Genomic DNA, 23,383 nt, shown 5'->3' on the forward strand with positions numbered 1-23,383 from the left:
TCAGTCCCGGCTGGAACCACGTCCGAAGGAGCACGCCATGTTGGTGCAGTCCGACACCGCCGCCGCCTGCTTCCGCGTCAAACGCACGCAGGATGTGGACATCCACGCCCGCAATCTGGACGCGTGGGAGCAGCAATACGAGCAGACGTCACCGGGTGCGTTCCGCGGCGAGGTGCGCGAGCTGCTCGACCACGACCTGCAAGTGTTCGAGGAGGTGGCCAGTTGCGCCACCAACCAGCGCTGCCGGCCCTGGCGTGGTGGCGTCTGGGTGGGCCTGGCCGTGCCCGAGGCCGACGGTGGGCTGCGCTTCATGGGCCGCCCGTCGCACGGGTTGCAGCTCATGCTGGCGGGTGGCGAAGAGCCCTTCGACCTGCAGGTGCCGGCCGGCCACGGCCTGTACGGCATGGTGCTCGACAAGGAACAGCTCGCGCGCCATGTGCAAGCCCTGCACCAGCAGCCCTGGCCCGAGCACTGGGCCGGTGTGCCGCGCGTGCAGGCCCTGACGGCGTTGCAGCGCTACCGGTTCGCCGGCATGGTGCGCGAGGTGCTGCGCTGCCTGCACGAACAGCCCGAGGCGCTGCACCACGAAGCCAGCCGGCGCACGCTGCGCGAGGCCCTGTTGACCGTGCTCTGCGACGTGGTGATGCCGCAGACGCTGAGCGAGGCCGTGAGCCCACGCCAGCTGCGCCGCCAGGAGCTGGTGCGCAGGGTGCGCGAGCTGGTGTTCGAGCACCCGGAGCAGCCGCTGAGCGTGGCCGAGCTGTGCACGCGCCTGCACGTGACGCGGCGCACCCTGCAGAACGGCTTCCAGGAAGCGCTGGGCACCAGCCCGGCAACCTACCTGCGCACCGTGCGGCTCAACGCGGTGCGCCGCGCCCTGCGCGAGCAGGCCCCGGCAGCCACCATCGCCGACACCGCGGCGCGCTGGGGCTTCTGGCACATGGGCCACTTCTCGCAGGACTACAAGGCGCTGTTCGGCGAGACGCCGTCACAGACGCGACTGCAGGCTTGAGCCGCGCAGGACCTCGGTCTGACCGGTGTTCAGGCGTAGAGCAAGGCACCTGCCGTGCGCACGGCGGCGGCACGTGACGCCCCCAGCGTCCGCACCACCGGCTGCCACACGCTCTCGTAGGGAGGCAGGGCGTCGTGGTCAAAGGCGGTGTGGGGCCAGTCGGAACCCCAGACCAGGTGTTCCCCCGTGAGCTGTGCCACCCGTCGAATGGGCTCGTGCAGGGATTCGTACGGCGCCATGGACTGCAGCCGGTACCAGCCCGAGAGCTTGACCCAGGCCCCTTGGGCTGCCAGGCGCTGCAGGGCGGTCCACGCGGGATCAGCCGCGCCGATGCCCGGGTGCATGTCGGCCAGGTGGTCGAGCACGGCGGTCAGGCCGCTGCCTTCGTGCAGGTCGGCGATGGCGGCCAGCTGATCGGCCTTTGCGTACCACTGAACATGCCAGCCACGGGCTTTGAGCCGTGGCGCCAGAACGCGAAAGGCCTCTGGACCGTTGCCCACCGGGGACACGAGGTTGAAGCGCACGCCGCGCACGCCCAGCCGGTGCATGGTGTCGAGTTCGGCATCGGAGATGTCGGTGCCCAGCACCACGATGCCCCGGTGGCGACCCGGCTCGCGGGCCAGTGCTCGCAGGATCAGGCCGTTGTCGGTGCCGTAGACGCTGGGCTGCACCAGCACGAGATGCCCCACACCCAGCGCCGCGGCGGTGCGCTCGATCTCGGGCAGGTCGCGGAGCACCGGCCGGTAGTGGCCGGCCTCTGCCGGGTGCGTGGGGTCGAACACATGCACATGGCAGTCCCAGCCGGTCGGGATGGAAGCGGGGTTCGGATTCATCCGGTGGTGATCTTGCGTTCCTTGATCACCTTGGCCCATTGCACCTGCTGCGCCGCGATGAACTTGCCCGCGCTCTGCTGGCTGGCGTCGGCGAAGACATCGCCGCCCAGCTGGCGGATACGACCGAGCACCTCGGGGTCTTCGAGTGCCTTGCGGATGGCGGCCACGAGCGTGGCTTTCACATCGGCGGCCAGGCCTGCCGGCGCGAGGATCGGGTTCCACTCCAGCACCTCGTAGCCGCTGACGCCGGCCTCGGCCATGGTGGGCACGTCGGGCAGGGAGCGGGCGCGCAACAGGCTGGTCACGGCCAGCGGGCGCAAACGACCCGCCTGGATGTTGGCCAGCGACGAGGCCACGTTGGCGAAGAACAGCGGCACCTGGCCGCCCATCACGTCGTTCATGGCCGGGCCGCCCCCGCGGTAGGCCACGTGGGTGAGGCTCACGCCGGCCCGTTGTTCGAACAGGGCGCCGGCCAGGTGCTGGGCCGAGCCATTGCCGGAGGAGGCGTAGTCCAGTGGCTTCGTTTTCGCCAGACGGATGACGTCTTTCACGCTCTTCGCTTCGAAGCTGGGTGTGCACACCAACACGTTGGGGAAGGTGGCCAGCACCGCCAGCGGTGTGAACGCCGTGGCGCTGTCGTAGGGCAGCTTGGGGAACAGCGAGGGGTTCACGGCAAAGGAGGATGCGTCCAGCAGCAGGACGCTGCCATCGGCCGCACCACGTGCCACGAGGCCCGCCGCCAGCTGGCCACTGGCACCGGCCTTGTTCTCCACCACCACCGTCTGGCCCAGCGCTGCTTCGAGTCTGGGCGCGATGGTGCGGGCCATGAGGTCGGCGCCACCGCCGGGCGGGTAGGAAACGATCAGCGTGATCGGCTTGCCGCCGGCGATCCTGCCCTGCGCGCGGGCGCCGATCCAGGGCACAGCCAGGCTGGCCCCGGCTGCCGTGATGAGGCGGCGACGGGAGGGCGTCCAGCCCTGGGTGGGGACATTCAAGGCGGTCATGTGGGTTCCTTCAGGTGATGGCGACGGAGTAGTGAAAGGCATGGGCGTCGCCGCGTGTGATGCGCACCTCGACGCAGCGCCCGGTGAGATCGAAGGCCGAACGCCGCACCTCTGCGCACGGATGTCCGGCGGGCAGGCCCAGGTGGCGGGCTTGCGTGGCGCTGAGTTGGCCAAAGCCGATGTCGTCCACCGCGCGGTGCACGTGGACCCGCACCCGGCGCGCGAACATGGGGTAGAGCAGGTCGTCCCAGGTGGAAAGATCGTCCTCGGCCAACGGCGCAAACAGGTCCAGCGGCAGCCAGAGTTCTTCGAACAGACGCGGTTGGCCGCTCATGAGGCGCAGGCGGTGCAGACGCAGAACCGGTTCTCCTGCGCCGATGCCCAACGCCCGCGACACCACGACCGGCGCGCTCACCCGGCTGCGCTGCAGGATGCGCGACCCCGGTACCTCGCCCGTGCCGCTGTCGAATCGAAAGAAGCGCAGCATGGTGGCGCCCGAGAGCCCTTGCCGCACGAAAGTGCCCTTGCCGTGGATGCGATCGATGAAGCCTTGTTCCACCAACAGCTCGAGTGCGCGGCGCATGGTGCCCAGGGCCACCCCGTGTTCGCCGGCCAGCTGGCTCTCGGCAGGCAGGGCAGAGCCCGGCGGCCATTCCCCGGCCACCACACGGGCCCGCAGCGCCTGCGCCAGGGAGGCGTAGCGGCTCAGGCCAGGTTCGATCATGAGCACGTTGGGTGAGGGCTGGTTCATGCCCACAAATGTAGTCCTCTATAGGACTAGAAGATATAGGGAAAACCCAGGCCTCGCAAGACAGCGGTGTTCATCACCGCAATTCGTCGACAAGCGTTGGTGTGACCGCTCTATCCAGAGCAGCGCACAAGGTAGCGGCTGAAGACAATGTGATACCCGCCCGCCTGATCGCGGGGTAGCGGCACCGGATCGAGGTTGGAGAAGCGCCCCAGCTCACGCCAGTTCGGCACGAACGTGTAGGCCGCCTTGCCGGACCAGCTCAGCGCGGGCAAGGGATCGGTGAGTGGGTTCACCGCCTCACGATCGTTGTCGCCCACATCCAGCACCCGGATGCGCCACACGCTGTCGTTCGCCGCGCGAGCGCCTTCGGGCAGCACACCAAGGCCACCCCATGTGCCGTCGCTCATCGTGGCGCATGCCACCCGCACCACCCGTCCAGCCGAGATCACCTCGGCGCTGATGCCCGCGGCCTGGAGCGCAGTCCGCATCCGGATCGCCTGCGAATGGGTGGCCAGAAGGTCACCCGGTGTGACGGTGGCCTGAACCGCCACAGTGGCCAGGCTGTTCACGGGCGGTGCCGACGCGCAGGCTCCCAGCAAGCCCATCGCGAAGACGCTGATTGCCAGAGGACGATTGATCAAGGTATGCATCCATGTCTCCTTCAAAAATGGTCTCTGCGAAACCGCCACCGAATCATTGCAGATCAGTCGCGGCCCGACCCAGACGCAGTGCATGTGCAACTCGTCAGGCAGCCCCCCGATAAGCCGCTTGCTCGCCCCATCACTCAACAACTTATTGATCAAACATAGTTTTGATTGATTGTGTTTAATTAATGACCCCGGAGAGGCACACTCCACGCCATCCACCTGCCCTGCCTGGGCGGGCATCCTCGGTTTCCGGAGCCCTTCGCCATGACCCTCGCCTTCCCCACCTTCACCGCCGGCATGGTGCTGAGCATCTCGTTGATCATGGCCATCGGCCCGCAGAACGCGCACGTGCTGCGCATGGGCTTGCAGCGCCAGCACCTGTGGCTCACCGTGATCGTGTGCGCGGTGGCCGACGTCGCCCTGATCTCGCTCGGCGTGCTGGGCCTGGCGCAGCTCGGCGGCCTGTCGGACAAGCTGATGGGCGCCCTGGTCGGTGCCGGCGTGCTGTTTCTCTCGGTCTACGGCTGGCAGGCGTTCCAGCGCTTCCTGCACCCGCGCACCTTGACGCTCGACACCCAGGACGGTGACCACCACGCCACCCTGGTCGCCGAGCCGGTCTCGCGCCGCCAGGCCGTGCTCTCGGCACTGGCCTTCTCGTGGCTGAACCCGCACGCCTGGCTCGACACCGCGGTGCTGATCGGCACGGCGTCGCTGGCCTATGGGCAGGGCAGCACCGTGTTCGGCCTGGGGGCGGCCGCCGGCTCGGTGGTGTGGTTCCTGGCGCTGGGCGTGGCGGCCTTCTGGCTCGGGCGTCGGCTCAACTCCCTGCACGTGTGGCGTGCGCTGGACGGCCTGGTTGCGCTCATGATGTGGGGCACGGCGCTCTGGCTGTTGAACAGCCTGGCCTGAACCCGGAGGTGTCCATGTCCCTGCCCCTGCGCGGCGCCGATGCGCCCGTCACCGTTTTCGGCCCCGACTTTCCTTTTGCCTTCGACGACTGGATCACCCACCCGCAAGGCCTGGGTGAGATTCCCGCTGAGCGCCTGGGGCAGGAAGTGGCCATCGTCGGCGCCGGCATGGCCGGCATGGTGGCGGCCTACGAGCTCATGAAGCTGGGCTTGAAGCCCGTGCTGTACGAGGCCTCGCGCATGGGTGGGCGGCTGCGTTCGCAGGCCTTCGAGGGCGCTCAAGGCGTGGTGGCCGAGCTCGGCGGCATGCGCTTCCCCGCGTCGGGCACGGCGTTTTTCCACTACGTGAGCCGCCTGGGCCTGAAGACCCGGCCGTTTCCCAACCCGTTGACCACCGCTGCCGGCTGCACCGTGGTCGACCTCGAAGGCCAGACGCACTGGGCGCGCGAACTTGCCGATCTGCCGCCCCTGTTCAGCGAAGTGGCCGAAGCCTGGGCGCAGGCGCTCGAAGAAGGCGCGGGCTTCACCGGCCTGCAGCAGGCGCTGCGCGAGCGCGACACCGCGCGCCTCAAGGCGCTGTGGGACCGCCTCGTGCCGCTCTGGGACGACCGCACCTTCTACGACTTCGTGGCCACCTCGAAGGCGTTCGCGAAGCTCTCGTTCCAGCACCGCGAGGTGTTCGGCCAGGTCGGCTTCGGCACCGGTGGCTGGGACTCGGACTTTCCCAATTCCATGCTCGAAATATTGCGCGTGGTGCTCACCGGCTGCGACGAGAACCAGCACCTCGTCGTGGGCGGTGTGCAGCAGGTGCCGCTGGGCCTGTGGCAACACGCACCCGCCGCGCACGAGATGCGCCACTGGCCCGCCGGCACCACGCTGGCCAGCCTGCACCATGGCGCACCGCGCGCCGGCGTCACCGCCATCACCCGCGCAGCGAGCAACGAACTCGCCGTCACCGACACCTGGGGCAACACGCAAACCTACCCGGCCGTGCTCACCACCTGCCAGAGCTGGCTGCTGACCACGCAGATTGCGGTGGAAGAGTCGCTGTTTTCGCAGAAGCACTGGATGGCGCTGGACCGCACGCGCTACATGCAGTCGTCCAAGACCTTCGTGATGGTGGACCGCCCGTTCTGGAACGACCTCAAGGCGAACGGCTGGCCGACCATGGGCATGACGTTGACCGACCGGCTCACGCGCGGCACCTACCTGTTCGACAACGGACCCGACCAACCCGGCGTGATCTGCCTGAGCTACGCCTGGATGGGCGACGCGCTCAAGATGCTGCCGCACGGCACCGAAAAACGCGTGCAGCTCGCGCTCTCGGCGCTGAAGAAGATCTACCCCGACGTGGACATCGCCAGCCACATCATCGGCGACCCGATCAGCGTGTCGTGGGAAGCCGACCCGCATTTCCTGGGCGCCTTCAAGGGCGCGCTGCCCGGTCACTACCGATACAACCACCGCATGTACAGCCACTTCATGCAGGACGGCTTCGCGATCGCCGAGCGCGGCATCTTCATCGCCGGCGACGACGTGTCGTTCACGCCCGCATGGGTCGAGGGCGCGGTGCAGACTTCCTTGAATGCGGTGTGGGGCATCGTGAAACACCTCGGCGGCCACACGCACGCAGACAACCCCGGGCCCGGCGACGTGTTCGCCGAGCTCGGGCCGGTGGCCTTGCCCGACTGAACCACGTGGACACCCTCACCCTCGCGCTCTGGCAGTGCCCCTACGCGGCCAACACGGCCGCAGCCCTTGCCCGGCTCGACGCCACCGCCGCGCAGGCGCGCGCCCAAGGTGCCGCGCTGCTGGTGTGCCCCGAGATGTCGCTCACCGGTTACCAGATCGGCGCGCAAGCGGTGGCCGCGCTCGCCGAACCGGCGGACGGCGCGCTGGCTCAGGCCGTCAGTGCCATCGCCCGGCGCCACGGCATCGCCATCGTCTACGGCTACCCCGAACACAACCCGGAGGGCCGGCCATTCAACGCCGCGCAGTTCATCAGCGCCCAGGGCCAGCGCGTGGCCAACTACCGCAAGACCCACCTCTTCGGCGACATCGACCGCGCCCAGTTCAGCCCCGGCCCGCAGGCGCCCGCGGTCTTCGAGTGGAACGGCTGGCGCCTGGGCCTGCTGATCTGCTACGACATCGAGTTCCCCGAGCCCGCGCGCGGGCTCGCGCTGCAGGGTGCAGACGCCCTCCTGGTGCCCACGGCCAACATGATCAACTTCGACGACGTGCAGCGCGTGCTGCTGCCGGCGCGTGCGCTGGAGAACCGGGTGTATGTCGCCTATGCGAACGCATGCGGGCAGGAAACCGGCACCACCTACGGCGGCCTCAGCACCGTGTGCGGCCCCTCGGCGGGAGCGCACCCGACGGCGGGGCGTGAGGCGGAACTGCTGCTGGTCACGCTCGACCCGGCAGAGTTGCAGCGCGCCCGGGGCGCCGCCCAATGGCCAGACCGCCGCCCTGACCTGTACCCGCAGGGGCGCGGCTGAACCTCAGCGACCTGGCAATGGCAGCCCCGGATCGGCATCAGCCCAAATAGAAGTCCATGGGAATCAACTCGATGCCCCATCCTCCCGCTTCACCCAACGAGGCGGCGGGGTGCATGGCCGCGAGGCGCACGGCCTCGTCACGGCTGTCAGCCTCGATGATGAACAGACCACCCACCATTTCCTTGGACTCGGTGTAGGGTCCGTCGCTGATCTGTGGCTTGCCGCCGCGCGGGCGCAGCGTCATCCAGTCCTTGGGCTCGGAGAGTGACGCGGACACCAGCACCTTTCCCGTGGCGCGCATCTTCTCGTCCATCGGCGGGCACTGACTCACCAGCGCTTGCACGTCGTCTGGCGCCATCGCGGCGAATTTGTCGGGGTTGTAATACGCAAGGCCCAGGTACTTCATGGGGACGTCCTATTTGATGGTTGGAGTCTTCACGACGAAGCTGGCGGGTGGCAATCGACAGGATTCGGAAAAGTTTGTGTTGCGACGCCCAGTTGATATGTTGCACTGCGCGCCCTTCGTGGCGCTCAAGACCCGGCTACGATGGCGGGCATCGGCCAGAAGCGGGCATTCGAGGAGGAGCAACGTGCGCGAAGCGAAGATTGCAGCTTGGTTCTTTTTCGTTGTGGGAGCCGGTGTGAGTCTGGCCAGCGCATGGGCGGCCGTCACATTGGCATCGCCGTCGCCTACCAACTCGTTGCTCCGCAACGGTCTGGCGCAAGTATTGAAGACCGCAATTGGTGAGCCTGCCGGCCATGTTGCGTACCACCTATTTTGGGCGGCCCTCGGCGCCTGCGTGGCCTACCTGGCGGTGCGAGTACTCAAAGACCAGTCGAGGTAAGGTTCTACGGCCTCAGTCTGCTCAGGGCCCGAAGGCGACATACCGAATGCAAGCGTTCAGACGGCCACTCACAACCGAATACTCAAAGAAACCGGAGTTCCCGATGAACCTAGCAGGCTTGGGCAAGGCGATCCCCGTACTCGCTTCACTTGATATGCCACGTACTCTTGATTTCTACGGGAATGTGCTTGGCTTCCGGACGCAGCACTTTGAGGGATTTTCGTATGGCATAGCGGTGCGCGGCGAGACGGAGTTGCACTTCTGGGCCTGCAATGACAAGCACATCGCGGAGAACACGTCGTGCTACATCCGCGTGGAGGACATTGCAGCGGTGCATCGGGAGCTCAGTCCAAGGCTGCCCTCGCTGCAGGCGGTCGTCCGCACAGCCTGGGGCATGGACGAACTCTATGTCATTGACCCGGACGGCAATCTCATCAAGTTCGGGCAAGAGTCGTCGGCGCGGTAGGGCTGGGTGGTCGAGAACGTTGAGTATCAAATTTGAGACTCGCCAGGAGCGCCCCCCGCTGCTCAAGCCTTCACTTCGACCACCTGTTCGAAGCCGCCGAAGATCATGCGTTTGCCGTCGAAGGGCATGGGCGGGTTGCCGGGCGTGGACGGATCCATGCGAGGGTCTTCCATCATTTTCTTCATGCCGGCGTCACGCGTGGCCTTGTCGGGCCATTCGATCCACGAAAAGGCCACCGTCTCTTCGGCCGTGGCCTGTACCGCGCGACGGAAGTCGGTGACTTTGCCGTCGGGGACGTCGTCGCCCCAACCCTCGATCACCCGGATGGCGCCCAGCTCGAGAAATATCGGGTCGAGCTTGCGCGCGTGCTCGATGAACTTCTGCCTGTTCGCGGTGGGGACCGCGATCACGAAACCGTCGATGTATGACATGTCTTCACTCCTGTTGGGTTGACTGGTCGACGCGCCCCCTGTGGGCGCCTCGTATCCCATCGACGAACGACAGGTAGCCAAGTCGACATGGTCCGAGCGCTCAGGGCGCGGCCGCCTGCACACCGCCACCGAGCACGAACTCACCCGGCAGCGCAAAACCGTCCCCGCTGGCCCAGCGCTGCAGGGAGGCGAGGTACTCGGCGCGCACGGCCGCCCGGGTCGGCGCGTCGAAGCGGCTGTAGGCCAGCGCCACCGGCCCACCCACAAAGGCCGCGTCGCACGCGGTGGTGGCGTCGGGGTAATCAATGGTGGTGACGATGCGCTCGGTGTGCACCTGCTGCAGACCGGCCCCGGCCAGCGCGGCGCGCAGCGTGTCGCCTCCGCCCAGCCGGAAGAACATCGGGCAGACCTCGGACTGCACGCGCGCATCGACGATGGGAAAGACGCCGGACCAGCCACAGGCCGAGCGCTCGCCCCAGACCGACACCACCAGCCGTCCGCCGGGTCGCAGGCAGCGCGCCATGGCGGCCAGGCAGGCTTCGGGGTCGGGCATGTACATCAGGCCCAGGCCACACAGCACCACGTCGAAATGCGCCGGCGGCAACACCGCGTCCACCGTTTGCGCATCGGTGCGCAGGAAGTGGCAGCCGATGGATGCGGCCTGTGCCACCGCCACCATGCCCGCCGACACGTCGCAGCCCACGGCCTCGCCCCGCGGCCCGACGGCGGCCAGCGCCGCGCGCGTGAGCACGCCCGAGCCACACGCCACGTCGAGCACGCGCTCGCCCGGGCGCAACCGGGCCAGGCGCAACACACCTTGCGTGGCGGGCGCCAGCGCCTCGCGCCACAGCTCTTCGTAGCGGGCCGAGGCGCGGTCCCACCCGTAGCGCTGCACGCGCAGCTGAAGCCGTCCGTCCATGCTCAGCCCCGGGGGCCGTACACCACGCTGCCCTGCAGCGGCTGGGGGTCGGCGAACACGTGCAGGTAGGGACTGCAGCGGCGCGCTTCGGCAAGCACCGGCTCCAGCTGCTCGGGCGTGGCGTCCGCCTCCAGGTACAGCGTGTGGCGCACCCCGAGGTAGGCGGGGTAGACGCCCTCCATGCCGAGCAAGCCCCGGTTGTCGTAGTCGGCCGCGACCTCGACCTCCAGGCTGCGCACGCCGATGCCCGCACGCGCCAGGAAGATGCTGTAGCCGATGGCCAGGCAGCTTGCCAGCGCGGCGCGACCGTGCACGCCGGGCGTGGGTCCGGCGCCGATGCCACCACCTTCCACCGGCATGTCGATGCTGAAGCGCCAGTCGCCCTCCTGGGCCTCGCAGTGCAGCCCCTCCACCACCCGCGCCCGCATCACGCTGGTGTCCTGGGCGGCCTCCGGCTTCTTGGCAAAGACGTGCGCCATGCGGCTGAAGGCGTTGCGGATGTGCTCCTGTGCGTCCATGGCGTGTCTCCGGGTCGGTTCAACGGCGCGTGATGACCACCTCGAGGTATTCACTGGGCACGACCAGCGAGTGCGCGCCCCCCTGGTTCAGGCGGTTGAGCAGCTCGATGAGATCGCGCTCCAGCAGGGCCGCGGTCTCCGGGGGCAAGGCCGCGAAGGCCTTGTGCACCGGCCCGTACCAGGTGCGGAACACCTCGACGAAGTGCTCAGCCGAACGGTACCGGAAGTTGAAGACTTTGGGTGTGGTCGCGATGGCCGAGGCCTGGTCGCCAAACAAGGTTTCCAAGTGCGACTTCACGCCCCAGAGAGACGGCGACTTGACGCCCGCCGGCGGCGGCAGGTGGCGGCCCAGGGTCTTGAACAGCTGGCCGATGAAGCCCTCGGGCGTCCAGTTGGCCAGGCCGATGCGCCCGCCCGGGCGGCACACACGCGCCATCTCGTGCGCCGCGCGCTGCTGGTCGGGCGCGAACATCACGCCGAAGGTGGACAGCACCACGTCGAAACGGGCGTCGTCGAAGGGCAGCGCCTCGACATCGGCCACCTGGGTGGTCATGGCCAGGTGCTCGGCGCGCGCACGCTCGGCGCCGCGCTCCAGCAAGCTGTCCACATAGTCGGTGGAGGTCACGTCGCAGCCGCGCCGCGCCGCGGCCAGGCTCGCGTTGCCGTTGCCGGCGGCCACGTCCAGCACGGATTCGTCCCAGCGCAGGTCGCAGGCTTCGGCCAGCGATTCGCCCACGATCTGCAGCGTGGTGCCGATCACGGCATAGTCGCCACTGGCCCAGGCCATCTGTTGCTTGTTCTTCAGGGCGGTGAAATCGGTCGGGGTGTCCATGTGTTGTCCTTCGGGTTGGGTGGGGGTCGAACAAGGTCGGCGTCTGGAGACCCGACTGTCCGCCCGCGACGCGCCAGGCGTCTTTGGCTTTTTCTGAAGACTTCCTGTATTTTCTGAAGCCACCGTTCAACGGGAGCCCGCGTGCAAGAGTCCTACCGCTTCGATCGCTTCGAACTCCGGCCGTCCGAGCGCGTGCTGCTGGTCGACGGCGCACCCGCCGCGCTGGGTTCGCGTGCGTTCGATCTGCTGCTGTGCCTGGTGACACACCACGACCGCGTGCTCACCAAGGGCGAGGTGATGGAGCAGGTGTGGCCGGGCCAGGTGGTGGAGGAAAACAACCTCTCGGTGCATGTGTCGGCGCTGCGCAAGGTCCTCGGGGCTGGCGCCATCACCACCATCTCCGGCCGCGGCTACCGTTTCACGCTCGACCTGCTCCCGGTCCCCGGCACAGGCCCGACCAACGCGCTGCCAGCCCCGGAGCAGCTGGAGCGCCCCACCATCGCGGTGCTGCCGCTGAGCGTGCTGTCGGACGACCCCCGCATCGGTTTCTTCGCGCAAGGCCTGGTCGAAGACGTCACCGCATTGCTGGCCCGTGTGCCCGGCTTCATCCTCATCGCGCACGCCTCGTCCCTGGTCTTTCGCGGCCAGCAGGCGCCGCTGCAGGACGTGGCGCGCCAGCTGGGTGTGCGTTTTCTGGTGCAGGGCAGCGTGCGCCCCAAGGCCGACGCGCTGCGCGTCTCGCTGCAACTGATCGAGGCGGCCTCTGCCCGCATCCTGTGGAGCGCGCAGTTCGACAGCCAGGCCGACAGCCTGGCCGACGGCGCCGTGGATGCGCAGGAGAACATCGCGCGCGGCATCATCAGCGAGCTGGAGCCCGAACTCACCCGGGCCGAGATCGCCCACATCCGCCGCCAGCGCCCGGAAAACCTCGACGCCTGGGCGCACTACCACGAGGCCGTCGGCGCGCTCGCCGCCCAAGGCTGGAGCGCCGACGGCATGGCCACGGCGCGGGCCGAACTGCGACGCAGCACCGCGCTCGACCCGAACTTCGGCCTGAGCCACGGCCACTACGCGCTGCTCACCATCGTGGCGTCCAACATCGGCATGGTCCCGGACACGCCGGACCTGCGCGCCGACGTGCTGGCCTCGGCCAACTCGGCCATCACGCTGGACGACGGCAGCTCCGAGGTGCTGGGCTATGCGGGTTGTGCCCTGTGCGACCTGGGTCACTACAAGCACGGCATCGACACGCTGCAACGCGCGCTGGAACTCAACCCGAGCAATGCCCAGGCGCACGTGGCCATGGGCGCCGCGCTGGCGATGAACCGCAAGTTCGACGACGGTGTTGAACGGATGCGCTACGGCATGAAGATCAGCCCGCGTGACCGCCGCCTGGGCTTCTGGGGCTGGCTGCTCGGGCGCTTCCTGCTGCGCGCCGACCGCGTGGACGAGGCGCTGGTGGAAGCCCGACGGTCGTGCCGGGTCGACCCGCGCTTCCACCTTCCGCACTTGCTGCAGGCCGCCGCCCTCGACCGCCTGGGCGCCCCCACCGATGCGGTCAACGCCCTGAAGGCCGCGCGCCAGCGACGCAGCCAGCTCTCGCTGAACGAGGTGACGCTGACGCACGGGCGGCGCATTGGCGAACGGATCGCGCTGCTGTGGGATCGGACGGAGTGATCCGCCGAGAAGCGGTACATCGCTAGCACCTTCGGATTACCCCGCTACAATTTTCAACCGCCCACTCCACACCCCATGGCCTGCACGAGCAGGCGCTGAGGGTGCACCCACATGAACCACGACAAACCGGGATCCGAACGCCATGAGTGCGACGTTCTCGTGATCGGCGGGGGGCCAGCCGGCTCCACCATCTCACCCATGCTGGCAGAGAAGGGGCACCGCGTGGTGCTGCTGGAGAAGGCACACCACCCGCGATTCCACATCGGCGAATCCTTGCTCCCGGCCAACCTGCCCTTGCTGGAACGCCTGGGCGTGGCCGACGCGGTGCGCGCCATCGGGCAATACAAGCCGGGCGCCGAATTCGTGTCGCCCCACCACGAGCACACGCAGACCTTCGAGTTCGCCGATGCCTGGGACAAGTCCATGCCCTACGCGTATCAGGTCAAGCGCGCGGAGTTCGACGAGATCCTGATCCGCAACGCCGAGCGCAAGGGTGTCGAGGTGTTTGAGGGATGCACGGCGCGTTCGGTGGAGTTCCTGCCCGACAACACGGTGCGCGTGCATGCCCAACACGACGACGGCCGCACCACCGAGTGGAATGCGAAGTTCCTGGTGGACGCCTCGGGGCGCGACACGTTTCTGGCATCGCGCTTCAAGATCAAGGAACGCAACCCGCGCCACAACAGCGCGGCGGTGTATGGCCACTTTGCCAACGCGCGCCGCAACGAAGGCGAGGCCGAGGGCAACATCACGATCTTCTGGTTCGACCACGGCTGGTTCTGGTTCATCCCGCTGCACGACGGCGCCACCAGCGTGGGCATGGTGACCTGGCCATACAACATGAAGACGCGCAACGGGCGCAGCGTGGAGCAGTTCCTGATGGACAACATCGCCACTTGCAAGGGGCTCACCGAGCGCCTGGAGAAGGCCCACCTCGTCGCGCCGGTCGAGGCCACCGGCAATTTTTCCTACGCCGCCCGGCGCAACCATGGCAACAACTACCTGATGCTGGGCGACGCCTTCACCTTCATCGACCCGGTGTTCTCTTCGGGCGTCTGGCTGGCCATGAGCGGCGGTGAGCTCGGCGCGCAGACCATCGACACCTGCCTGCGCGAGCCCGCGCGTGCGGCTGCCGCGCTCAAGCGCTTCGACCGCCACATGCGCGACGGCCCGAAAGCCTTCTCGTGGTTCATCTACCGCGTGACCAACCCCATCATGCGCGACTTCTTCATGGGCCCGCGCAACATCTTCCGCGTGAAGGAGGCCTTGCTCTCCACCCTGGCCGGCGACGTGTACGGCGGCGCGCCCATCGCGCGCTCGCTGCTGGCCTTCAAGGCGCTCTACTTCGCGGCCAACATCATGCAACCCCGGCGCGCCTTCGCCGCCTGGCGCAACCGCCGTGCCAACATCCGGCCGGTGGACGACGCGGCCCTGGCCCGCTCGCCGTGACGCTGCACCACACCACCTCGTCGGCATCCGGTGCGCAGGACGCCGGCGCAGAACTGGGGGGCGCGGTGATCGGCGATTTCAAGGATGCGCCCACCGTGGCCTGGCCGCAGCAGCACCTGCGCGCGCCGCTGCTCAACGCCAGCGCGCCGTGGCTGCACGAAGTCTGGCGCGCCGACGGCCCGGTGCAGCAGGGGCACAGCGAAGGCATCCACTGGCGGCGCAATGCCGACCTGCTGTACGGCGTGATCGAGCTGCACGAAAACGACTGCGCTGCCAGCGAAACCACGCCCCTGCAATCCGCCAGCCGGCTGGTCTACGAGCGCCTGTTCGGCCTGCTGCGCGCGCAAGACACGCCCCACCTGTGGCGGGTGTGGAACTACCTGGGCCGCATCAACGGCGAGTCGCACGGGCTGGAGCGTTACCGCCAGTTCAACCAGGGCCGCTTTGATGCCTTCGTGCAGGCGCAGCGCGACACCGGTGGACAGGTGCCGGCGGCCTGCGCCCTCGGCGTGGCGGATGGCCCGCTGTCGGTGGCCTTCCTGGCCGGCATTTCGCCGCTGGTGCCGCTGGAGAACCCGCGTCAGGTGAGCGCCTGGCGTTACCCGGCGCAATACGGACCGCGCGCACCCACCTTCTCGCGCGCCGCGCTGGCCTACCCACGGGGGCAAGAAGCGCTGTTCATCTCGGGCACGGCCAGCATCGTGGGGCACGAGACGGTGCACCCGGGCGACGTGGCCGCGCAATGCTTGGAGACCGTGCGCAACCTGGAATGCATCGTCCTGGAGGCCAATCGCCTGGCCCGCTCGGCCCAGCCGTTTTCGCTCGAAGGCCTCGGTCATCGCGTCTATGTGCGGCACGCGGGTGACGCCGACACCGTGCAGCGCACGCTGCAGCCCCTGCTGCGCGGCGCGTCGGTGGTGTGCGTGCAGGCCGACATCTGCCGGGCCGATCTGCTGGTGGAAATCGAATCCCAGGCGATCCACCCGATGCCACCGACATGAACGCGATGGCACGCCCGCCCTCGTTGCTGTGGAGCGTGTACGAGCACGTCGCCATGGTGGTGGGCCTGGGTGCGCTCGCGGTGGTGTGCCTGAGCTGGTCACCGCTGGCGCTCGCGCTGTACCCGCTGCTGCCGGGCCCGCTGGGGCGCTGGCTGGGCCGCCAGGCCATCATGCGCGGCTTCCGGCTGTACGTCGGCGTGCTGCGCCTGCTGTGTGCCTGCCGCTTCGACCTCACCGCCCTCGATGCGTTGCGCGACCAGGGGCCCATGGTCATCGCGGCCAACCACCCCTCCCTGCTGGACGCGGTGCTGATCACCTCACGCCTGCCCAACGCCGTCTGCATCATGAAGGCCAGCCTGATGGACAACCCGCTGTTCGGTGCGGGCGCGCGCATGGCACGCTACGTGCGCAACGACAACCTGCTGGGCGCCGTGCTGAGCTGCCGGCGCGAACTGCGACAAGGCGCGCAGGTCGTGATCTTCCCCGAGGGCACGCGCACGCAGGGCTACCCGGCCAATCCGCTCAACCCGCTGTCGAGATCGACCGCGCTCATGGCCACCCGCGCTGCGGTGCCGGTGCAGACCCTGATCATCGAGTTCTCCAGCCCTTACCTGGGCAAGGGCTGGCCGCTGTGGCGCAAGCCCAGCCTGCCACTGACCTGCCGCATCCGCCTGGGCAAGCGCTTCGAGGCACCGCGCGATGCGCGCGCCTTCACCACCGAGCTCGAAGCCTACTTCCGCGCCGAGCTCGCACAACCTTCCATGGCATGAACCCTCCCAGCACCACCCACCTGGTCCTCATCCCCAGCTTCAACCCGGGCCGCAAGGTGCTCGCCACGGTGCGCGCAGCGCGCGCGCAGTGGACACCGGTGTGGGTGGTGGTGGACGGCAGCACCGATGGCTCGGCCGACTGGCTGAGCGCCGAGGCCGCCACCGACCCCGGCCTGCATGTGCTGGTGCTGCCCGAGAACCAGGGCAAGGGCTCGGCCGTGCTGCATGGCATCACGCTGGCGGCGCAGGCCGGCTTCACGCACGCACTCACCATGGACTCCGACGGCCAGCACCCCGAGACACTGATCCCCGATTTCATGGCCGCCTCACAGGCCGCGCCGGACGCCATGGTGCTGGGCAAGCCGGTGTTCGGCGCCGAGGCGCCCTGGGTGCGCGTGATGGGCCGCAAGCTGTCCAACGGCTGGGCCCACCTGGAAACCTTGAGCTTCGACATCGGCGATTCGCTCTACGGGTTTCGCGTCTACCCGATCGCGCCGCTCATGAAGGTGATGCACGGCACGCGCTTCATGCGCCGCTTCGACTTCGACCCCGAAGCCGTGGTGCGCCTGTGCTGGGCCGGCGTGCGGCCGATCAACATCGATGCGCCAGTGCGCTACTTCTCGCTGCAGGAAGGCGGCGTCTCGCATTTCAACTACGTGCGCGACAACCTGCTGCTGAGCGGGATGCACACGCGCCTGTTCGCGGGTTTCGTGCTGCGCCTGCCGCTGCTGCTGTGGCGGCGCCTCACGAAATGAACCCGACGACACGAACACGACCGAGATCTTCCTGATCGCGATGGCGATCGTCATCACCGTGCCCTGGCCGATCTGGCGCCTGGGCCGCACCGACTACTGGGCGCCGCTGGTGGTGCAGATCATCACCAGCGAGACCTTCACCGCCCTGCTGCCGATGGCGGTGGCCAGCACCATGCTGACCGAGCCGACGGTGGAGCCGAAGCTGCGCGGCGTGCGCGACGAGAACCCGGCCACGGTCAGGCCATCGCTCCGTTGATGGATATCACCTGTCCGCTGACTTGAGCGCGGGGTGCGGCGGACGGAAAAGCTGCACGTGAGCACCAGGGAAGCGAACCGAAAAGCGTAGCTCTTGTCCGGACTGAGGGGGAGGTCAGGCCGCGGTGCCACGGGCGATGACACGCTGCATATGCACCTTGGCCCGGAAACCACGCGGTGTGGCAATGGCCAAGGGCTCGGTGCCGAAGGCCACAAAGCCGGCGCTTCGGTACAGGCCGATGGCCGACGCGTTGCCCTCGGTGACCGTGAGGTTCAGCACGAGGATGCCTTCCTTGCCCGTGGCGTACTGGATGCACGCCTCGATCAGGGCTTTGCCCGCGCCAGTGCCGCGGGCCTGCGGAGAGACGTACATGCCGATGACGAGGGCCTTGTGCCTTGTCTTGGGTTTCGCCGAAAACTCCACGGCCACCGTGCCCACCAGTTCTCCACCGGCAAAGGCGCCAAAGGCTGCACCCATGCCCGATGGGTCTGCGATGCGATTGATCCAGAAGGACTCCGGCTCGGCGACGCGTTCCTCCGGTGTGGACGTAAAGGCGTCGGTTGCGAGCTCGTAGGCTTCGAGCATGAGCGCCCGGTACCGCGGTGCATCCGACGGCTTCAGCAGGGCAACGTGCAGGTCGTCTGCGGCCTGTCGTTGGAGCTGGGTGGCCGCCTTGAGCGACGGGTCGGGCCGCATTCGGTGTGGCCTCAGAGTGGATCAACGATCACGAGCGCAGACCCGCCTCGGGCATGAAGCCAGCGTTCAAGCCCCATGTTGACAAAGGCATCGGGGACATTCTTCTCCACGACATGCTCGTGTGGCAACGGTGCCAACGGAGACCCGGGTGTCCTGGACATGTCGATGATCAGCAGGGCAGGCATGGGGTCCGTGGAGGGTCCGAGGGATGAAAGCAGACTGGATAGGTTCTCGCGTGCTGTCCGCTGGTCAGGGCGCCAGGCTGTATTCGAGCACAACCAGACCGCCCGCGAACGATTGCGCGGTGGCCAGCGACAACCGGCGCAAACCCAGGTCCGACGGGGCAAAGGATCGACCACGACCCAGCAGCATCGGCAGCACACGCAGGCGCAGCACGTCGACTTCGCCCGCACGCAGCAACGCATCGCTCAGCGTCAGGCTGCCCCAGATGATCAGGTTGCCGGTGAATCGGCGGCGCAGGTCGCGGACCGCGGCCACGCCGTCGCCCCTGAGAATTTCAGCCGCATCGCTCGTTCCCCAGGGGGCCGATTCAAGCGATGAGGAAACGACGAACTTGGGGAGCTCCCTGATCGGCGTCGCGACCGGATCGACCGCAGGATCGGCGGTTGGCCAGTAGTCGGCGAACATCCGGTAGGTCTTGGCGCCGAGGACGATGGCCGAGACGCTGGACAACAGCCGCAGTTGCTCGCCATCCACACCATTGATCCAGTCCGCATTGGCGAAAAAACCGATGCCGCCATCCGCGTCCTCGGCATAGCCGTCCGCACTGACGATCTGCTCCACGATGACTTTGCCCATCTTTCTTGCTCCGGTGGTGCCGGGAAATCGGCCCGGCGTCACTGCTAGACGAACAAGGGAGCGCGAAATCGACATGCCACCAGCTGGCGACGGATGCTGGACAGCATGGAAAGGGCCCTCCAGCAGCACTCAACTCCGGCGATGTGGCCTCAGGCCATCCCCCCATTGATCGAAATCACCTGCCCGCTCACGTAGGCGGCCTTGTCGGAGGCCAGAAACGCCACCAGCTCGGCGACCTCGTCGGCCCGGCCCGCGCGCTGCATCGGCACCAGGCGCTTGATGGCCTCGGCGTCGAAGGCGCCGTCGATCATGTCGGTCTCGATGATGCCGGGCGCCACCGCGTTGACGGTGATGCCGCGGCTGGCGAGTTCGAGCGCGAGCGACTTGCTCGCTGCGTGCAGCGCTCCCTTGGCGGCTGCATAGTTCACCTGGCCCCGGTTGCCCATGACGCCGGCGATCGACGAGATGGAGATGATGCGGCCCCAGCGTTTGCGGATCATGGGCATGGTGAGCGGCTGTGTGACGTTGTAGAAGCCGTTGAGCGAGACGTCGAGCACGCGGTCCCACTGCTCGCCGCTCATGCCGGGGAACACCGCGTCGTCGTGGATGCCGGCGTTGTTCACCAGGATCTGCACCGCCCCGACTTCGAGCAGCGCTTGGAGCGCGGCAGCGGTGGCGGCGCGGTCGGTCACGTCGAAGGCGACGGCCTCGGCGCTGCCGCCGCTGTCGCGGATGGACTGCGCGATGGCGGTGGCTTTGTCCAGCGCACGGTGCGCGTGCACGATGACGTGATGTCCGTCGGCGGCCAGGCGCTGGCAGATCGCCGCGCCGATGCCGCCGCTGCCGCCGGTGACCAAGGCTCTTTTCATGGGGCTGTGTCCTTGTTCAGCGTGCGTCCGCGTCGAGCACCACGGCCGCGCGCCCTTCGAGCAGGCAGCGTTCGCCGTGGTGGAGCGTGAAGCGGTAGAGCACGTTGTTCGCGTCCCCCGAGACGCGCTCGGCGCGCACGCTCAAGGGGCCTTGCAGGTCGTCGAGCCGCTCGGCGTGCAGCGTGACGCCGCGCGCGCTGGTGAGGTAGCCCTGGCGCGGCGCGTCGTTCGCACCGGCCACGAGCGCGCCATGCACCGCCATGGCCTGCGCCGCGTATTCAATGCCGTTGGCCGCGCCCAGTCGACCGGCCTCGCGCAGCGGGTGCGCCGGGTCGGTGTGGCCCACCGCGCGGCAGACGACGTGATCGGCCGACCAGTCGGTGACGGCGTCGAGCAGGCACATGCTGCCCTGGTGCGGAATGCGCGCCGCGATCCAGGCGTGGTCCAGGGCTGGGGGGCTCACTGGAGGACCTTCGCCCTGCGGGCTGCGGTGCGAGCTTGCTTGGGAACGGCCCGGCGCGGCGCTCATACCGGTTCGACCCGCACCGCGAGCTGCAGGCCGGGCAGGTAGTCCAGGCACACCTCACCGGCCCCGCCCTGCGCCAGGCGTTCGAGCAGCGGCAACGCGCGCAGCGCGGGAATGGCCGCGCGCAAGGGTTCCAGCGCGGGGTGGCTCCAGGGCGGCGCGGGCGCCTCGGTGGTCCGCACCGTGATGCGTGCCAGCGCCTGCGCCGAGGGCGCGGGCTCCAGTCGCAGTGCAACACCGGCGCAGTCGGGCACCGGGCGCTTGGCGAACAGCGGCTCGGGGTACTCGCTGTCGTAGGCCAGCAGCAGCGTGGCTTGCCGGTCCAGCTCGACCTGACCCAGCGCATCCAGCAGGCCGGCGCCAAAGCTGCCGTCGAAGGCGCACATCACCTGACAAGGCGCCATCGACTTCGTGGCGATGCCCCAGTAACCGGCGGGCGCGTTGTGCACCGAGTTGTGAAAACGCGTGGGCGAGACGTGGCGGTCGTCGCTGGCCAGTTGTTCGCACAGCGCGTGGCAGTTGTGGCCGTCCGACCCCGAGGAGCTGAACACGGTGGCGAGGGTGGACACCTCCGCGCCGGCCGCGGCCTCCAGGCCGATGCCCAGGGTGAGCTTGATCACGCGGCTGGCGCGGCGGCGCTCGGCCGGTGGCAGGATCGCCGGCGCCGGCAGCAGCGAAGGCGCCGACACCCAGGCCTGCTCGCCGCGCAGCACGGCGCGCGCGCTCGGCCAGTCGGGCAGGCCGGGCGCGATGAGGCCCACGCCGGTGATCCAGGCCCTCAAGGGTGAGCTCATGCCGCACCTCTGCCGAACACCAGGCTGCAGTTGCTGCCGCCAAAGCCGAAGGAGTTGGTGAGCGCGTGGCGCAACGGTGCCGCAGCGCCACGCAGCTGGTAGTTCATGGGGATCGCGGGATCGAGCGCGCGTGTGCCGGGGCTGCCGGGCACGAAGCCGTCGACCAGGGCGATCGCGCACAGCACGGCCTCGACCGCACCGGCTGCGCCCAGGGTGTGACCGGTGGCCCCCTTGGTGGACGAACAGGCCACACGCTCACCGAACACGGCGGCCACGGCCAGGCCCTCGGCGCTGTCGTTGGCCGGCGTGGCTGTGCCATGCAGGTTGATGTAGTCGATGGCGTCCGGGCTCAGCGATGCCGAGCGCAAGGCGGCCTGCATCGCCATCCGCGCGCCCAGGCCCTCGGGGTGGGGTGCGGACATGTGGTGCGCGTCGCTCGACTCGCCAGCACCCAGCAGCCACACGGCGTCAGTGGGCGCGGCGTCGGCGCGTTCGAGCAGTGCGTACGCCGCACCCTCGCCGATCGAGATGCCGTTGCGGCCAGCGTCATACGGCCGGCAAGGCTCACGGGAGGCGAGCTCGAGCGAAGCGAAACCGTACAAGGTGGTGAGGCACAGCGAGTCGACACCGCCGACCAGCGCCGCGTCGATCGTGCCCAGCTCGAGCTGGCGCGCCGCCGCGGCAAACACCTTGGCGCTGGACGAACACGCGGTGGAAATCGTGGCGGCCATGCCGGTGATGCCCAGATGCTGGCGCAGCAGCTCGCTGAGCGCGTAGGGGTTGTGCGTGGTGCCGTAACTGAACGACACGGGCAAGGCGCCGGTGACCGGATCGCGCTCGCGGTAGGCCAGCTCGGTCTGCAGGATGCCGGAGGTGCTGGTGCCCATGAAGACACCCACGCGCCCCGCGCCGTGCTTCGCGACCGCGGCGCGCACGCGATCCTCGAAGCCGTCGGCCCTGAGCGCGAGCAGGGCCAGGCGGTGGTTGCGGCAGTTGTAGGCGCTCAGCGCCGTCGGCAAAGAGTGATCGTCCACCCCCGCGACCTCGCCGACCCACGTGGGCAGGTCCACGGTCTCGAAAGCACAGGGCTGCAGTCCACTGCGGTTGTCGCGCACGGCCGCACGGTGGGCATCGAGCCCCACGCCCAGGCAGGTGGTGACGGTGGTGGCTGACAGCAGCAGGGGCTTCACGTGAGGAGGGAGGAAACGGGGTCGGGCATTGTCTCAGATGGTGGCACGTTCATCGGCGCCGCTCCGTGCGGCACCTGACACACCAGCATCACGTTGACAAAGGGTTGGCGTCCGCTCATGGGGACAGGGCCTGGGCCAGGGTGACGGGATGCAGTTGGCGCTCGGCAATGGTCTGCAGCAAGCGCGGCAGCACCGAGAGCACCACCGGCACACCGGCGGGCGTACGCGCGCAGTGGCCGTCGTGCATCAGCACGATGTCGCCCGGGCCGAGGTGCTGCGCGAGGCGCTGGAACACGCGCTCGGCATCACCGGTGCGGGTGTCGTAGGCGCGGCGCGTCCAGGTGGCGAGCTTCAGGTCCAGGCCGTGCAGCACGGGATCGAGGAAGGGGTTGCGCAGACCGGCGGTGGCACGGAAGAACGCTGGCGCCTCACCCGTGATGTCGCTCAGGGTGGTCTGCGCGCGCACGATGTCGCGCCGCATCGCCCCGGGACCCAACAGCGAGAAGGCGTTGCTGTGTGCATACCCGTGGTTCTCCACGCGGTGGCCGCGTTGCACGATGGCGCGGCACAGCGCGGGGTGCAGCTGCGCGATGCGGCCGATGCAGAAGAAGCTGGCTTTGACATTCGCGGCGTCAAGCAGGTCCAGCACACGCGGCGTGACCTCGGGGTCGGGTCCGTCGTCGATGGTGAGCGCGATCTCGCGCCGCCGCGCGGCGGCCTCGGGCAGGCGGATCAGGTTGGGGCCGAGCAGCGTGGCGCGCGGCAACAGCCCGGCGCCGGCCAGCAGCACATGGTTGGCCACCAGCGCGCCCACGGCCCAGGGCCAGGCGGTGGGCACGGCCAGCGCGCCGAGCGCGGCCGCGCCGTGCACGGCGGCGCTCGCGCTCAGAAAGGGGGCCGGGGTCCAGCGCGACATG

General features: G+C 68.6%; 29 protein-coding genes. 12 read left to right on the plus strand and 17 right to left on the minus strand.

Features of this window, described 5'->3' with window-relative positions:
- Positions 1-1,012 (plus strand): helix-turn-helix domain-containing protein (locus V6M63_RS18405; protein ID WP_332744183.1); only part of this gene is annotated, 1,012 nt, incomplete at its 5' end.
- Between the two features lie 29 nt (positions 1,013-1,041).
- Here V6M63_RS18405 and V6M63_RS18410 read toward each other — a convergent pair.
- From V6M63_RS18410 to V6M63_RS18425, 4 genes are all read right to left on the minus strand, one after another.
- A complete protein-coding gene (locus tag V6M63_RS18410; RefSeq protein ID WP_332744185.1) occupies positions 1,042-1,845 on the minus strand; it encodes an amidohydrolase family protein in 804 nt (267 codons plus the stop codon).
- Positions 1,842-2,849, minus strand: a complete 1,008-nt coding sequence (locus tag V6M63_RS18415) for a tripartite tricarboxylate transporter substrate binding protein (protein ID WP_332744187.1) — start codon at positions 2,847-2,849, stop codon at positions 1,842-1,844. The genes V6M63_RS18410 and V6M63_RS18415 overlap by 4 nt, the downstream gene beginning before the upstream one ends.
- A 10-nt stretch (positions 2,850-2,859) precedes the next feature.
- A complete protein-coding gene (locus V6M63_RS18420) occupies positions 2,860-3,600 on the minus strand; it encodes a GntR family transcriptional regulator (RefSeq protein ID WP_332744189.1) in 741 nt (246 codons plus the stop codon).
- A 110-nt stretch (positions 3,601-3,710) separates the two neighbouring features.
- Positions 3,711-4,250, minus strand: coding sequence for a hypothetical protein (locus V6M63_RS18425; RefSeq protein WP_332744191.1), 540 nt, complete (start codon positions 4,248-4,250; stop codon positions 3,711-3,713).
- 261 nt (positions 4,251-4,511) lie between these two features.
- Between V6M63_RS18425 and V6M63_RS18430 the strand changes: the two genes are divergently transcribed.
- The 3 genes from V6M63_RS18430 to V6M63_RS18440 are packed head-to-tail and all read left to right on the plus strand — an operon-like array spanning position 4,512 to position 7,653.
- A complete protein-coding gene (locus tag V6M63_RS18430) occupies positions 4,512-5,156 on the plus strand; it encodes a LysE/ArgO family amino acid transporter (RefSeq protein WP_332744193.1) in 645 nt (214 codons plus the stop codon).
- Between the two features lie 14 nt (positions 5,157-5,170).
- Positions 5,171-6,847 (plus strand): flavin monoamine oxidase family protein, encoded by a 1,677-nt coding sequence (locus tag V6M63_RS18435; protein ID WP_332744195.1) that lies wholly within the window; start codon positions 5,171-5,173, stop codon positions 6,845-6,847.
- 5 nt (positions 6,848-6,852) lie between these two features.
- Positions 6,853-7,653 carry a carbon-nitrogen hydrolase family protein gene (locus V6M63_RS18440; protein WP_332744197.1) on the plus strand — a complete coding sequence of 267 codons (801 nt, stop codon included), beginning with the start codon at positions 6,853-6,855 and terminating at the stop codon, positions 7,651-7,653.
- A 37-nt stretch (positions 7,654-7,690) separates the two neighbouring features.
- Here the strand turns inward: V6M63_RS18440 and V6M63_RS18445 are convergent, their stop codons facing one another.
- The gene (locus V6M63_RS18445; RefSeq protein ID WP_332744199.1) at positions 7,691-8,059 is read right to left on the minus strand and encodes a YciI family protein; all 369 of its coding nucleotides are present in this window, start codon (positions 8,057-8,059) and stop codon (positions 7,691-7,693) included.
- Positions 8,060-8,243: 184 nt separating this feature from the next.
- Between V6M63_RS18445 and V6M63_RS18450 the strand changes: the two genes are divergently transcribed.
- Together V6M63_RS18450 and V6M63_RS18455 are read left to right on the plus strand one after the other, a co-directional pair.
- Complete coding sequence (locus tag V6M63_RS18450) at positions 8,244-8,498, plus strand: hypothetical protein (protein ID WP_332744201.1); 255 nt, start codon at positions 8,244-8,246, stop codon at positions 8,496-8,498.
- Between the two features lie 103 nt (positions 8,499-8,601).
- Positions 8,602-8,964 carry a bleomycin resistance protein gene (locus V6M63_RS18455; RefSeq protein ID WP_332744203.1) on the plus strand — a complete coding sequence of 121 codons (363 nt, stop codon included), beginning with the start codon at positions 8,602-8,604 and terminating at the stop codon, positions 8,962-8,964.
- A 62-nt stretch (positions 8,965-9,026) separates the two neighbouring features.
- Here the strand turns inward: V6M63_RS18455 and V6M63_RS18460 are convergent, their stop codons facing one another.
- From V6M63_RS18460 to V6M63_RS18475, 4 genes are all read right to left on the minus strand, one after another.
- Positions 9,027-9,395: a DUF1428 domain-containing protein gene (locus tag V6M63_RS18460; protein ID WP_332744205.1), complete on the minus strand. Its 369-nt coding sequence runs from the start codon at positions 9,393-9,395 to the stop codon at positions 9,027-9,029.
- Positions 9,396-9,495: 100 nt separating this feature from the next.
- The gene (locus tag V6M63_RS18465; protein WP_332744207.1) at positions 9,496-10,314 is read right to left on the minus strand and encodes a class I SAM-dependent methyltransferase; all 819 of its coding nucleotides are present in this window, start codon (positions 10,312-10,314) and stop codon (positions 9,496-9,498) included.
- Between the two features lie 2 nt (positions 10,315-10,316).
- Positions 10,317-10,832, minus strand: a complete 516-nt coding sequence (locus V6M63_RS18470) for an OsmC family protein (RefSeq protein WP_332744209.1) — start codon at positions 10,830-10,832, stop codon at positions 10,317-10,319.
- A gap of 19 nt (positions 10,833-10,851) precedes the next feature.
- Positions 10,852-11,664 (minus strand): class I SAM-dependent methyltransferase, encoded by an 813-nt coding sequence (locus tag V6M63_RS18475; RefSeq protein ID WP_332744210.1) that lies wholly within the window; start codon positions 11,662-11,664, stop codon positions 10,852-10,854.
- Positions 11,665-11,805: 141 nt separating this feature from the next.
- Between V6M63_RS18475 and V6M63_RS18480 the strand changes: the two genes are divergently transcribed.
- From V6M63_RS18480 to V6M63_RS18505, 6 genes are all read left to right on the plus strand, one after another.
- The gene (locus V6M63_RS18480; protein ID WP_332744212.1) at positions 11,806-13,341 is read left to right on the plus strand and encodes a winged helix-turn-helix domain-containing protein; all 1,536 of its coding nucleotides are present in this window, start codon (positions 11,806-11,808) and stop codon (positions 13,339-13,341) included.
- Positions 13,342-13,452: 111 nt separating this feature from the next.
- The gene (locus tag V6M63_RS18485) at positions 13,453-14,790 is read left to right on the plus strand and encodes an NAD(P)/FAD-dependent oxidoreductase (RefSeq protein WP_332744213.1); all 1,338 of its coding nucleotides are present in this window, start codon (positions 13,453-13,455) and stop codon (positions 14,788-14,790) included.
- Complete coding sequence (locus V6M63_RS18490) at positions 14,787-15,791, plus strand: chorismate transformation enzyme, FkbO/Hyg5 family (RefSeq protein WP_332744214.1); 1,005 nt, start codon at positions 14,787-14,789, stop codon at positions 15,789-15,791. The genes V6M63_RS18485 and V6M63_RS18490 overlap by 4 nt, the downstream gene beginning before the upstream one ends.
- Positions 15,788-16,561 (plus strand): lysophospholipid acyltransferase family protein, encoded by a 774-nt coding sequence (locus tag V6M63_RS18495; RefSeq protein WP_332744215.1) that lies wholly within the window; start codon positions 15,788-15,790, stop codon positions 16,559-16,561. The genes V6M63_RS18490 and V6M63_RS18495 overlap by 4 nt, the downstream gene beginning before the upstream one ends.
- Positions 16,558-17,316 (plus strand): glycosyltransferase family 2 protein, encoded by a 759-nt coding sequence (locus V6M63_RS18500; protein WP_332744216.1) that lies wholly within the window; start codon positions 16,558-16,560, stop codon positions 17,314-17,316. The genes V6M63_RS18495 and V6M63_RS18500 overlap by 4 nt, the downstream gene beginning before the upstream one ends.
- Positions 17,317-17,356: 40 nt before the next feature.
- Positions 17,357-17,572, plus strand: coding sequence for a hypothetical protein (locus tag V6M63_RS18505; RefSeq protein ID WP_332744217.1), 216 nt, complete (start codon positions 17,357-17,359; stop codon positions 17,570-17,572).
- 114 nt (positions 17,573-17,686) lie between these two features.
- Here V6M63_RS18505 and V6M63_RS18510 read toward each other — a convergent pair whose 3' ends face one another.
- The 8 genes from V6M63_RS18510 to V6M63_RS18545 all read right to left on the minus strand — a co-directional run bounded on the left by V6M63_RS18510 (position 17,687) and on the right by V6M63_RS18545 (position 23,382).
- On the minus strand, positions 17,687-18,268 hold the full coding sequence (locus V6M63_RS18510; protein WP_332744218.1) for a GNAT family N-acetyltransferase: 582 nt from the start codon (positions 18,266-18,268) through the stop codon (positions 17,687-17,689).
- Between the two features lie 11 nt (positions 18,269-18,279).
- Entirely contained in the window at positions 18,280-18,453 is a 174-nt protein-coding gene (locus V6M63_RS24580) for a hypothetical protein (protein ID WP_442909612.1), read from the minus strand.
- A gap of 64 nt (positions 18,454-18,517) precedes the next feature.
- The gene (locus tag V6M63_RS18520) at positions 18,518-19,087 is read right to left on the minus strand and encodes a dihydrofolate reductase family protein (protein WP_332744219.1); all 570 of its coding nucleotides are present in this window, start codon (positions 19,085-19,087) and stop codon (positions 18,518-18,520) included.
- A 149-nt stretch (positions 19,088-19,236) separates the two neighbouring features.
- On the minus strand, positions 19,237-19,956 hold the full coding sequence (fabG, locus tag V6M63_RS18525) for a 3-oxoacyl-ACP reductase FabG (RefSeq protein WP_332744220.1): 720 nt from the start codon (positions 19,954-19,956) through the stop codon (positions 19,237-19,239).
- Positions 19,957-19,972: 16 nt separating this feature from the next.
- Positions 19,973-20,419, minus strand: coding sequence for a hydroxymyristoyl-ACP dehydratase (locus V6M63_RS18530; RefSeq protein ID WP_442909613.1), 447 nt, complete (start codon positions 20,417-20,419; stop codon positions 19,973-19,975).
- A 62-nt stretch (positions 20,420-20,481) separates the two neighbouring features.
- Positions 20,482-21,276: a beta-ketoacyl synthase chain length factor gene (locus V6M63_RS18535; protein ID WP_332744224.1), complete on the minus strand. Its 795-nt coding sequence runs from the start codon at positions 21,274-21,276 to the stop codon at positions 20,482-20,484.
- Positions 21,273-22,466 carry a beta-ketoacyl-[acyl-carrier-protein] synthase family protein gene (locus tag V6M63_RS18540; RefSeq protein WP_332744226.1) on the minus strand — a complete coding sequence of 398 codons (1,194 nt, stop codon included), beginning with the start codon at positions 22,464-22,466 and terminating at the stop codon, positions 21,273-21,275. The genes V6M63_RS18535 and V6M63_RS18540 overlap by 4 nt, the downstream gene beginning before the upstream one ends.
- Positions 22,467-22,581: 115 nt before the next feature.
- Positions 22,582-23,382, minus strand: a complete 801-nt coding sequence (locus V6M63_RS18545; RefSeq protein ID WP_332744228.1) for a polysaccharide deacetylase family protein — start codon at positions 23,380-23,382, stop codon at positions 22,582-22,584.
- Position 23,383: the final 1 nt, after the last annotated feature.

The sequence above is a fragment of the Hydrogenophaga sp. genome (genome assembly GCF_036675665.1).
GTDB lineage: Bacteria > Pseudomonadota > Gammaproteobacteria > Burkholderiales > Burkholderiaceae_C > Hydrogenophaga.